Here is a 12,167-nt window from a genome sequence, read left to right on the forward strand (position 1 = left end):
TATTTACAAACAAAAGCTAAGCGGCCGCTAACCTGGCCCGCGCAGCAAAATAAAGCGTGAACGTTCAAGATAAACTGTCTGCTGGACAGTTTCAATAGCCGTTCCTCTTTTTCCTCTCTTAGCTATAAGTTTGCCATGATTCTGCGCGCTCACGAACCCATCATCGCCATCGCCACTGCTCCCGGACGCGGCGGCATAGGCGTTGTACGTATTTCAGGGGCCGATTTGGCGCCTCTGTTAGGCCGCCTGTTCAATGTGCCGCTTAAGCCGCGCCACGCTCACTACCTACCTTTTAATGACCGGGACGGTAACGCCATTGACGCGGGCATCGCCTTGTTTTTTCAAGGCCCCCACTCCTATACCGGCGAAGACGTACTCGAGCTCCAAGGCCATGGCGGGCCTGCCGTGTTGCGACGCGTACTGGAGCACTGCCTTGAGGCAGGTAAGGAATACGGTCTGCGCCACGCCGAACCCGGTGAATTTACCCACCGCGCCTTTCTTAACGAACGCCTGGACCTGGCACAGGCAGAAGCCGTTGCCGACCTGATTGACGCTTCATCAGAAGCCGCTGCGCGCAGCGCCATGGCCTCGTTAAGCGGCGCCTTCTCCGCACACGTCAATACCCTCAGCGACCGCATCATTCGTCTGCGCATGCTGGTCGAAGCGACGCTGGACTTCCCCGAAGAGGAAATCGACTTTCTGGAAAAATACCAGGCTCGTGCCGCCCTGCAAGATATCCAGAATGACTTGGCCGCACTGACCGCCCAGGCAAAACAAGGGATGATCCTGCGTGAAGGCCTGCACGTCGTATTGGCAGGCCAACCCAATGTCGGAAAATCCAGCCTGCTCAACGCGCTGGCCGGCGACGACATCGCTATCGTGACCCCCATAGCAGGCACCACGCGCGATAAAGTCATTCAGCAAATTCATATCGAAGGCGTACCGCTGCATATCGTCGACACGGCTGGCCTGCGCGAAACCGATGACACAGTGGAAAGCATAGGCATAGCCAGAACATGGGCCGAAATAGAAAAAGCCAATGTGATTATTCATCTGCAGGATGCACGAGCCCAAAGCGATGAGCTCGACACAGCCATTACCCGGCGACTTCCTGCGCGTACCCCTGTGCTTAAAGTTTTCAACAAAATTGATTTGTTACCTGCTGCGGAACAAGAAAAATTGGCCGATTCCACAGCCGCTTCCCTAGGTTCAACGCAGTCCACAGAAGTTGCTCTTGGCATTTCCGCCAAAACGGGCGCTGGTCTGGATTCCTTGCGCCAGAAGTTATTGGAAATTGCTGGGTGGAACCCCAGCAATGAATCCCCCTGGCTGGCCCGAGAACGTCATCTGCAGGCTTTAAACGACGCCGGCACCCATCTGGACCTTGCTGCGGGCCACGCCAGCCAGAACGACCGCGTACTGGATTTGTTCGCTGAAGAACTAAGGCTGGCTCACGACGACTTATGCGCAATTACCGGGCAATTCACCAGCGACGACTTGTTAGGCGAGATTTTTTCCAGTTTTTGCATCGGAAAATAGGCCAAAAAACGTCAAATCCTGGCGTTTTTCATCTGAATTTCAACTAAATAAAAAAAATTTGCTTGTGGATAACCACTAGAAGGCCTGCTTGTGCACAGGCTGTGGATTACACAGGCACAACTTGACGATTTCCGAGCGGGGAAAAAGTTGTTCCCATTTCATCCTCTAACCACACAGAGGTTATGCTTGTAAAAAAAGTAGCTCAAGCCGTTGAATTTTAAAGATGTATTGAGGTTGTTCGAGTTATCCACAGACACCCATTAGTATTAGTCTTTATAAATATAAAAGATAATAAACAAAACAACGAAACCAACTTTCACTTGAAAAACAGCCTTCCAAAAAAAAGCAAAACAACGGCTATACTGCGTCCAGCTTGATGTTTTGAACTGACGCAGATAAACCCGATCCTGCTTCGTTTTTCAAAACAATTAATCGGGCTGTTAGTGCTTACGTTTGCCCGATTGCGGTTTATCATCAGATAAACCTGATAATCGTAAATTTATGCACCTAGTCCAACGCCTCCCCGACGCACCCCTTGATATCATCGGTGACATTCACGGTGAGTATTCAGCGTTGTTAGCGTTGCTTCAGCAATTGGGCTACAACCAGCACGGTCAGCATAGTAAAAACCGCAAGTTGGTTTTTGTGGGCGATTTATGTGATCGAGGCCCCGATAGCCACAGCGTCATACAACTGGTGCAGCACCTGGTGTTGCAAGGTAATGCCCAAGCCGTGCTGGGCAACCACGAAATCAATTTACTGATTGACGATGTCAAAGACGGGTCCGGCTGGTTTTTCGACGAGCGCTACGAACGCGATCTGAAAAACTATGCGCCATTTATTCGAACGCCGCTAAACGAACGCCAGGCAGTCAAAGACTTCTTGCGCAGCTTGCCAGTGGCGTTGTGGCGCGACGATATCAGGGTTGTACATGCCGCATGGACCACGCCTGCTATTGAAGCCATTGCCTCGATACCCGTAGGCAGTGTTGTGGAGCAGTTCCAGGCCTGGAATTGCATTGCGAAGTCCACCGCCAAAGCGTCAGGCTTGTTCCAGCGCTACAAAGATGAAAAAAAACAGTGGTCCAAAGAGCTGGAGGATGAACAATGCCCTCCTCCTTTTCTGCACTCTATCGCCGAATATGAAGCGATGCAGCAAATGTTCAACCCGTTGAAAGTACTCACTTCCGGCGTTGAACAAAAGGCAGACACAGCTTTTTTCGCTGGCAACCGATGGCGTTTTTCCGATCGGGTTAGCTGGTGGAATGACTATAACGATACGGTACCCGTGGTCATTGGCCATTATTGGCGTATGTATCGAACCCAAATAGGCAAGGTTTCACCTCGCTATAGCCAGCTTTTTAACGATATCCCGCCATTTGCCTGGCATGGAAAAAAACGTAATGTATTTTGCGTAGATTTTTCAGTCGGCGCACGTTGGCGCGATCGTAAAGCCAACCGATCTCTCGAACAATCCCGTTTTAAACTTGCCGCCTTGCAATGGCCCGAAAACCAGGTGGTTTTCGATACTGGCGAGGTATTTTCCACCTCTTGAAATCTCGCCGGTGCTATTTACGTCTCCAATGCATTTGCACTTACAGAATTCGCGTCATTACCTGACGGAACTGCTGTGCTGGCTATATTTCAGGACCTTCATGCGTACATATCCCCTTCTTGGCACCTCACAAAGGCCAGTACGGGGGCAAGGCGGTGCCTACGTGGAATTACGTGACGGGGTGCATGTCCATAGGTTCCTTTTCATCAGGAACGACGCTGAGTGGCTTCTAGGGCATCTGGAACGTCCAACCAATCGTTATGAACAAAGGTGCCCAGAGTCCTGGAGGCTGAAAGATGCGCCGACCGGCTGCCTGAAAACCCTGTTGGCTCGATCAGCAAGGCGTTATTTTCGGGCTCACTGACCCAGAACAACCTAAAACAGAGTCGGTATTCAATCTGAAAATCGCTCGCCTGATGCAAGAAAAACAGAAAATATGATGAGACTCTGGCGTAAATCCTCGTTAATTTACAATTAGTAACTATCTATTGGGGGTAAAAAGCGGGCCAGCAAAAATTTTTACCTGTGGATAACTACTAAGGCAGCTAATTGTGAATACCCTGTGGATGAGACAGGCATAACTTGCCTTTTAGTACCCCCCCATAAAGTTGTGCCCTTTTCATCCACTCGCTACACATAACTTATGCCCCTAAAAAATGTCTCGCAAGTTGCTGTATTGATAGCCAATATTGGAGTTATGCCAGTTATCCACAGACACCCATTAGTATTAGTCTTTATAAATATAAAAAGAAAGAACAACTGAAAACAGCAGCAATTTCCCGGCCTGTTCAAGCCTGTTTTAAAAGCCAAATCCGCATGTATACTTCTGGCATTCGATGGACATTGCAATTGATGCGGTAAGGATTCGGGCCCTTGTCGCAGCAAAAATGCCTTTAGCCATCGAAAGCTGGGCTACGCCGATTTGGCTAATCCGCCAAGAAATAAAAAACCCTGCTTTCGCAGGGTGTCGAAGTTCAAATCCGGAAAAAACGGTCGATTAAACTAGCGCTAGTTTCTCGATTGCCGAATCCAGGGTGTGATCTTGTTTGGCAAAGCAGAAACGAGCTAATTGGTGATTAGATTCGGCTGCGCCGGGTTTTTGGTAGAAAGCCGAAATGGGGATTACGCCTACCCCATGTTCGATGGTTAGCCATCTTGCAAACTCCGCTTCAGGAAGGTCGGATATTGCGCTGTAATCGGCCAGCAAAAAGAACGTGCCCTGGCTAGGCATGGGCTTGAAACGCGTTTTGGCCAAGCCTTGGGCTAAACGGTCGCGTTTTGTTTGGTAGAAACCCGACAGCTCCGTATAGGGTTTTGGGTCTTTCATGTACTGAGCCAAAGCCACTTGCATGGGAGAGCTAACGGTAAATACCATGAACTGGTGCACTTTCCGTATTTCAGTAGATAGTGCTTTAGGCGCGCAGCAGTAACCTATTTTCCAGCCAGTCGTATGGTAGGTTTTTCCAAATGAAGATATGACAATGGCATGGGCTGCCAACGTTTCGCGTCTTGCCAGGCTTTGGTGTTGTTGACCATCGAAAACGATATGTTCGTAGACCTCGTCAGATAGCAATAAGACACCGGTTTCGGTGACAATGCGTTCCAGCCAGTCCAGATCACTTTCTTGCAGATTGATACCCGTTGGATTATGAGGGAAATTGATAATAAGCATACGTGTTTTAGGCGTTATGGCGTCGCGAACTTGTTGCCAGTCGACACTGTATTGCGGCTTATTTTCAGTTGGCGCTTGCATGGCAACGATAACCGGAGTTCCGCCAGCTAATTGAATCGCGGGAATATACAGGTCGTAAAACGGTTCAATCACGACGACTTCGTCAGCCGGCTTCACAAAGGCCAGGATACTCGCCATGAGTGCTTCACTTGCCCCGCTGGTTACCGTGATCTCTGTATCGGGATCGTAGCTGTATCCATACAAGGCCTTTGCTTTGGCGGCAATTTCCTGGCGCAACGCCGGGATCCCTGCCATGGGCGGGTATTGATTATGGCCATCTGTCATGGCTTGGGTCACGAAGTTCAACAACGATGCTGCGGGGTTGAAGTCGGGAAAGCCTTGGCCTAAATTAATGGCCTTGTGATCGGTGGCCAACTGGCTCATGACTGTGAAAATAGTAGTGCCCACATCAGGCAGTTTGGATTCAAATTTCATCTTGGGCAGTATTTTTCAAATTAAAGAATTCAAGGATTTCAGCTACCTTACTGGTAAAGATAAGGGCTGGGCGCTGCTATGCAGGAAAAATACCACATTGGGGTAAACAAGTATTTGAGAAAGCTTTAACGCGTGGTTATGCTCATGACTGCTTTGTAAGGGGCAATGCGCCAGTATCGCGTGTAGTAGTCAATCTATATCTGGATACCACGTAAATAGGTATCGATGATTTGATGAAATCGTTGGGGTTAGCGTTCTTATTACATAGCTTTTTGTTTAATTTTAGGACGCTACGCATCATGGTTCAAAAGGGCAAAGTTAAGTGGTTCAACGCCGATAAAGGCTTTGGTTTTATTACTCCAGACGAAGGCGGCACTGACGTGTTTGCACATTTTTCGGCTATCGAGGGTCGCGGTTATCGCAGCCTGAATGAAGGCCAAGATGTCGAATTCGAAGTTAAAGAAGGCCCTAAAGGCCCTCAGGCAGCAGAAATTCGCCCTCTGTGATTTTTGAGTTTGCACATTAGTTAGTGCAAACCAGTTAAACGCCCCGCTTTACTGCGTGGGCGTTTTTTATTGCCCTTATTAGTGGGTTTAGCCCTTCGGTCAGGCATTTCTACTGTACTTATCCACAGGAAAACCATAGTTTTTCATTCAACGCTTCGGCAGGTAGCTATGGTGTAACACCCACGCTATGACTGGCTCACCTACTCGGTTGGGAGAAAGATATCCACGGCTTGTTCACCTTGTTACCCACAAAGTTATCCACAGGGGCTGACTGTCTTGTATATCGCTGAGTGTTTCACGTGGAACATTCCATTGTGATGGTTTTAGATACAAGCAAATCGAAAATTGTGATCAAGTGGTAGATAAGATATATTGAAATTGGAGTTGTTTGAAGTTGCTCACTGATTGTTATTCTACTAATTCTATTTATTCAGATTAGCCTAGTTGGCTTTGAATAATATGCTACTGATTCACTACTAAAATTAAAGAGACATCAACAATAAGACGGAAAGAAGTTGTTTTTTTACTGAATCCTCCGGTTATTGTTCCGATATTAATAGTGCTGGAACTGTCATGTTCCACGTGGATTCGTCTAGCATAGACCCTTCCCTGGAAAAACCTGTCTGGATATTTTATAAATATTGTGGTCAAGGTAGGAAGTGCCTACCTTGTTTGATTGCTTTATCATCTATCCCTGGTCACCCTCCCCTATCTGAGGATAGATACCTTCTGCTGAGATAACGTTCGCGGCATGCATATATTCATGTTTTCTTGAACAGTCACCTATAGCAGTGCTTAATGTTGAACCGGCAGCCCTAGGGTTCCAATCAACGTTACACATTGAATTATTGGGAGTATCCGTATCAGCATGCTTGGTTCTTATGGTCGGTAGTTTGAGCTCGTAGCCCGCACCGTATAGCAATGCAACTCAGAACAGTCATATGCGGCTCAATATTCTAGTTATTGTTTAACGCCCTGCTTCCGGTGAAACCACCGCAATGGTTTATTTTTTCAATTATTCCATTGCTCAATTTAGTACCCTCAATATATTCACTATATGGCTTGAGTAATTCCATATGCATTGATACCCCTCCCGCTAGTGCTAGATAAAAAGATCGCTTTATCTAAATAAAACGTTTGATAACAATGTTTGATAAGCCATACGTTAGTTAATCGTTGGTGGTAAGCAATAGCTGTCTTTTGGCAGCCCGGCCTATGTAGGCGAAGAAATTTTAACTACAGTCTTTAATGTGCTGCGGCTCTGATGTTCTTATGTTTCACGTGGAACATAAAATTAATTTATTGGGTATGACAGGCCATGTAGAAACATACTGTTCCACGTGAAACATAACGCGGTTTATATAATATATAGCTAAGTGTTTCACGTGGAACAGCATGTTTTATTCCTGTGTAGATAATTCTTTGTGTTTCACGTGGAACATAATCGTGCGCGGCAGTATAATGGGAAGTTAATGTTCTATCTCGCTTGAGCGAAAAATGATTTATCCAGATGAATTCGATGTAATTGTGGTCGGCGGCGGCCATGCGGGTACCGAGGCGGCCCTTGCTGCGGCGCGTACTGGCGCCTCTACGCTATTGCTAACCCATAACATGGAAACGCTGGGCCAGATGTCATGCAATCCTTCTATAGGAGGGATTGGTAAGGGGCATTTGGTAAAGGAAATCGATGCTTTGGGTGGGGCTATGGCTTATGCTACCGACCTCGCGGGTATTCAATTTCGTATATTAAATAGATCTAAAGGGCCAGCTGTACGGGCAACTCGGGCACAGGCCGATCGGTCTTTATACCGTCGTGCCATTAGAACGACTTTGCAGAATCAACCTAATTTAATGATTTTCCAGCAGGCCGTGGATGATCTTATTCTAGAGGGCGATCGCGTCGTTGGAGCAGTCACGCAGATTGGATTGAGATTCAAAGCGCGTACCGTGGTGTTGACTGCTGGCACGTTTCTGAATGGATTGATTCACGTGGGCCTGGATCATTACTCTGCCGGTAGGGCAGGGGATCCTTCTTCTATTTCTCTCGGTGAGCGACTGAAAGAACTGAAACTGCCTCAGGGGCGGTTGAAAACGGGCACGCCGCCCCGTATTGATGCAGGAAGTATAGACTTTTCAAAACTGGAAGTTCAGGCTGGCGATAGCGACCCCGTACCCGTGTTTTCCTATATGGGGTCGGCGGATATGCATCCAGAGCAACTCCCTTGCTGGATCACCCATACCAACGAAAAAACGCATGATATCGTGCGGTCCGGTCTTGATCGTTCTCCTATGTATAGCGACAGCGGAACCATAGAAGGAATAGGGCCACGCTATTGCCCTTCGATCGAAGATAAAATTCATCGTTTCGCCGATAAGGCAAGTCATCAGATATTTTTGGAGCCTGAAGGCTTAAGCACACGCGAGATATATCCTAATGGTGTGTCGACTAGCCTGCCTTTTGATATTCAACTGGCGTTGGTTCGCTCCCTGCCTGGCTTGGAAAACGCCATTATCATGCGTCCTGGCTACGCCATTGAGTATGACTATTTTGATCCACGTGAACTCAAAGGGACATTGGAAACACGCGCCATTAAGGGGCTGTTTTTCGCAGGGCAGATCAATGGTACGACAGGGTATGAAGAGGCTGCGGCCCAGGGCTTGCTTGCCGGTGTGAATGCGGCCCTGCAGGCGAAGGGCCGGGAAGGCTGGTGTCCCAAGCGCAGTGAAGCTTATTTGGGCGTGCTGGTTGACGACTTGATTACCAGTGGGGTCACCGAACCCTATCGCATGTTTACGTCACGAGCTGAATATCGTTTAAGCCTGCGCGAAGATAATGCTGATATGCGTCTTACAGAGGAAGGTCGTCGACTAGGTCTGGTAGACGATGCTCGATGGGATTTTTTCAGTCGCAAGCGTGATTCGGTGGCTTCGGAAATTGAGCGCCTTCGCGGTAGCTGGATCAACCCTAGAACGCTGGCAGTACATACGGCAGAGGCATTGTTGGGAAAGCAGGTTGAAAGAGAGTATTCGCTCTACGATCTGCTAAAGAGGCCCCAGGTTTCCTACCAGGCGCTAATGGACTTGGAAAAGGAAAGCGGCGAACGTTTGGCAGGGCCGGGGCTTGATGACCCCGTCGCTGCAGAACAGGTCGAAATCCAAGTGAAGTACTCCGGTTATGTTGCAAAGCAGCAAGAAGAAGTCGAAAAGCAGGCTGCCCAGGAATCCCAGAGTATTCCAGCGGATATTGATTACGATGCCATCACGAGTATGTCGATAGAAGTACGTCATCGCCTGAAAGCCAGCCGGCCTGAAACGGTGGGGCAGGCAGGTCGCATTTCGGGCGTAACGCCAGCTGCTATCTCTTTGCTGCTGATACACCTTAAACGCATGCAGTATCGGAAGAAAGCAGCCTGATGGTAGACCAAGTTAACTACAGGCAGCGCCTTGACGCTGCCGCGCAAACACTGAGCCTCGAACTGCATGACGACCAGGCCGAGTCGCTGCTTAGCTACATAGATCAGTTGCAGAGGTGGAATCGGACCTACAACCTTACTGCCTTGCGGGAACCCGAACAGATGCTGGTCCAGCATCTGTTCGATAGTCTTTCCGTTGTGAAGCCCCTGGTCGATATACTGGATAAAAACACAGTACCAAGCCCTCGCATTGTCGATGTCGGATCCGGGGCTGGCTTGCCCGGCATAGTGCTTGCCATTATGCAGCCACAGTGGCAAGTGCATTGCATTGATGCCGTAGAAAAGAAAATGGCCTTTGTAAGGCAAATGGCTGGCGTATTGCGATTGCCCAACTTGCATGCCATGCATGCGCGCGTAGAAGCCTTGCAGCCTCTTGATGCCCATATTGTCATTTCCCGAGCCTTTGCATCGTTAACCGACTTTGCTACGCTTGCCGGGCCCCATGTGGCCAAGGATGGGTATCTTGCAGCGATGAAAGGGCGTGAGCCACAAGAAGAAATCGAAACCCTCGAGCAGCAGACTGGCTGGCGCCCTTGCCAGATCCAGGCGTTGCTTGTTCCTGAACTGAATGCCCAGCGTTGCCTGGTCTGGTTGAGCCGTCAAGGAAACTTATGAATTACAACTCTACAGCCATTGCCAACGTCTTTTGCATCGCAAACCAGAAAGGCGGGGTGGGGAAGACCACTACCGCTATCAACCTTGCCGCCGCGCTTGCCGCCACGCGCAAGCGCGTCCTATTGATAGATCTGGATCCCCAGGGAAACGCCACCATGGGTAGTGGTATCGACAAGAACAATGTCGAACAAAACCTTTACCAAGTGCTTATTGGCGACGCGACCATAGCGCAGGCTCGGGTCAGGTCCGAAGCAGGGGGCTACGACGTATTGCCCGCGAACCGTGAATTGTCCGGTGCTGAAATCGACCTGATCCAAATGGACGAGCGTGAACAACAGCTTAAGCAGGCTATTGCGCTTGTGCTGGAAGATTATGACTTTATCCTTGTGGATTGCCCGCCGACCTTGTCTTTGCTGACCTTGAACGGCCTGGCGTCGGCGCATGGGGTGATTATTCCCATGCAATGTGAGTACTTTGCGTTAGAAGGCTTGTCGGATCTGGTCAATACCATTAAACGTGTGCATCGCAATATCAATCCCGAATTGCAACTCATCGGTTTGCTGCGAGTCATGTTTGACAGCCGCGTTACGCTGCAGCAACAAGTCTCGGCCCAAATTGAAACCCACTTTGGTGACAAGGTCTTCAAGACGGTGGTGCCCCGCAACGTACGCCTTGCCGAAGCACCAAGCCATGGCTTGCCAGGCATCGTCTACGACAAGAATTCCCGCGGCGCCAAGGCTTATCTTGAGTTTGGCAAAGAACTTATCAAGCGCGTAAAAAAAGAAGCATTACGGCAGCAAGCCCGTCCGCGCGTTTAAACGAATCTGAGAAAGGAAAACACAATGGCAACGAGAAAACCTAAAGGGTTAGGCCGTGGTCTGGACGCTTTGCTTGGCGAAGATGCTCCCGCAATAGAAAACTTTGGCAAGGAAGATCGGCTTCCGTCAGTGCTGAACGTTGGACTTATGCGCGCAGGCAAGTATCAGCCGCGCACGCGGATGGACGAGGGCGCCTTGAACGAGCTCGCCGAGTCCATTCGTACCCAGGGCATCATGCAGCCGATTCTCGTGCGTCCTCTGGCCGGTAAAGACGTCGGGAAGTATGAAATCATCGCCGGGGAGCGTCGCTTCCGGGCCGCCCAGTTGGCCGGGCTTGCCGAGGTTCCGGTTCTGGTGCGGGAAGTACCCGATGAAAGCGCTGCGGTCATGGCCTTGATCGAAAATATCCAGCGTGAAGACCTCAATCCCCTGGAAGAGGCGCATGGCGTACGCCGTCTGCTCGACGAGTTCGGGCTGACCCACGAACAGGCCGCGCAAGCGATAGGGCGATCCCGTTCAGCCACCAGCAATCTGATGCGTCTTCTGAATCTGACGGGGCCGGTGCAAACCATGTTGTTGGCCGGCGATATCGACATGGGTCATGCCCGGGCCTTGTTGGCCACCGATTCGGCAACGCAAATTCTTCTGGCCAATGAAGTCATTGCCAAACGCCTGTCTGTTCGTGAAACCGAAAAGCTGGTCGGGCGCAGCATACGCGAGGCCGAGGAAAAGACGCCCAAGGCAGGCCGTAAGTCGGTTGGCCAATCGGGGGATGTGAAACGTATGGAAGAAGCCTTGTCGGATCATCTGGGGACCCGGGTGACCCTAAAGGTAGGCGCCAAGAACCGGGGCCAACTGATGATCGACTTCCATGGCTGGGAGCACCTGAATTCGCTGCTGGAACTCCAGGGCTTGTCGGCGGTCATCGAGTCTTAAGCCTGGCATTTGTCTCGCAATTGTTGCTTTGCATTCGGTTGTGGCGTTATTACAGCGAGTTTCGTGTCATTGTGCGCCGCAACGTTTGACAACGCTTTAAAAAGCCTGCATAATTCGCAATTCGCTTTTGGTGGGATGCCCGAGTGGTTAAAGGGGGCAGACTGTAAATCTGTTGACCTTGCGTCTACGTTGGTTCGAATCCAACTCCCACCACCAAAGCCTCTTTTGCTGCGGGCGCTTTTTAAAAGCAAAGCGTTAGCAAAAAAAGCAGTTACCAGAATAAAAATGAAAACGCAGCAGTTGGCGGTTTCATGCAGGCGGTTGTAAAAGTTTGTGGCTGTTGACTTGTTTTCCGGTCACGGACGATCAGGTGGATTGAATCTCCTCGCGGGTGTAGCTCAATGGTAGAGCAACAGCCTTCCAAGCTGATGATGAGGGTTCGATTCCCTTCACCCGCTCCAGTTTAAGTTTTTTGATTTCTGCTTGAAAAGGCAGATAGCAACGAAGTAGTTGCCCATGTGGCTCAGTGGTAGAGCACTCCCTTGGTAAGGGAGAGGTC

General features: G+C 49.6%; 9 protein-coding genes and 2 tRNA genes. 10 read left to right on the top strand and 1 reads right to left on the bottom strand.

What is annotated here, in order from left to right; all coding sequences use genetic code 11:
* Positions 1-141: 141 nt before the first annotated feature.
* From mnmE to ABWO67_RS03520, 3 genes are all read left to right on the top strand, one after another.
* Positions 142-1,539 carry a tRNA uridine-5-carboxymethylaminomethyl(34) synthesis GTPase MnmE gene (gene mnmE / locus ABWO67_RS03510; RefSeq protein ID WP_353147598.1) on the top strand — a complete coding sequence of 466 codons (1,398 nt, stop codon included), beginning with the start codon at positions 142-144 and terminating at the stop codon, positions 1,537-1,539.
* A 501-nt stretch (positions 1,540-2,040) separates the two neighbouring features.
* A complete protein-coding gene (locus tag ABWO67_RS03515; protein WP_353147582.1) occupies positions 2,041-3,093 on the top strand; it encodes a metallophosphoesterase in 1,053 nt (350 codons plus the stop codon).
* A gap of 15 nt (positions 3,094-3,108) precedes the next feature.
* Positions 3,109-3,270 (top strand): FMN-binding negative transcriptional regulator, encoded by a 162-nt coding sequence (locus tag ABWO67_RS03520; RefSeq protein WP_353147601.1) that lies wholly within the window; start codon positions 3,109-3,111, stop codon positions 3,268-3,270.
* A gap of 820 nt (positions 3,271-4,090) precedes the next feature.
* Here the strand turns inward: ABWO67_RS03520 and ABWO67_RS03525 are convergent.
* Positions 4,091-5,260: a methionine aminotransferase gene (locus ABWO67_RS03525; RefSeq protein WP_353147584.1), complete on the bottom strand. Its 1,170-nt coding sequence runs from the start codon at positions 5,258-5,260 to the stop codon at positions 4,091-4,093.
* Between the two features lie 299 nt (positions 5,261-5,559).
* On the opposite strand from ABWO67_RS03525, the gene ABWO67_RS03530 reads away from it, so the two are divergent.
* From ABWO67_RS03530 to ABWO67_RS03560, 7 genes are all read left to right on the top strand, one after another.
* Entirely contained in the window at positions 5,560-5,766 is a 207-nt protein-coding gene (locus tag ABWO67_RS03530; RefSeq protein WP_353147604.1) for a cold-shock protein, read from the top strand.
* Between the two features lie 1,497 nt (positions 5,767-7,263).
* Positions 7,264-9,180, top strand: coding sequence for a tRNA uridine-5-carboxymethylaminomethyl(34) synthesis enzyme MnmG (mnmG, locus tag ABWO67_RS03535; RefSeq protein WP_353147587.1), 1,917 nt, complete (start codon positions 7,264-7,266; stop codon positions 9,178-9,180).
* The gene (rsmG, locus tag ABWO67_RS03540) at positions 9,180-9,854 is read left to right on the top strand and encodes a 16S rRNA (guanine(527)-N(7))-methyltransferase RsmG (RefSeq protein ID WP_353147590.1); all 675 of its coding nucleotides are present in this window, start codon (positions 9,180-9,182) and stop codon (positions 9,852-9,854) included. The genes mnmG and rsmG overlap by 1 nt, the downstream gene beginning before the upstream one ends.
* Positions 9,851-10,672, top strand: coding sequence for a ParA family protein (locus ABWO67_RS03545; RefSeq protein WP_353147593.1), 822 nt, complete (start codon positions 9,851-9,853; stop codon positions 10,670-10,672). Before rsmG ends, ABWO67_RS03545 begins: the two co-directional genes overlap by 4 nt.
* A 24-nt stretch (positions 10,673-10,696) precedes the next feature.
* Entirely contained in the window at positions 10,697-11,608 is a 912-nt protein-coding gene (locus ABWO67_RS03550; RefSeq protein WP_353147595.1) for a ParB/RepB/Spo0J family partition protein, read from the top strand.
* Between the two features lie 129 nt (positions 11,609-11,737).
* Positions 11,738-11,824 (top strand) — tRNA-Tyr (locus ABWO67_RS03555).
* Positions 11,825-11,995: 171 nt separating this feature from the next.
* Positions 11,996-12,069 (top strand) — tRNA-Gly (locus ABWO67_RS03560).
* Positions 12,070-12,167: the final 98 nt, after the last annotated feature.

It is taken from the genome of Pollutimonas bauzanensis, assembly GCF_040393045.1.
Classification (GTDB): Bacteria; Pseudomonadota; Gammaproteobacteria; order Burkholderiales; family Burkholderiaceae_B; genus Pollutimonas; species Pollutimonas bauzanensis_A.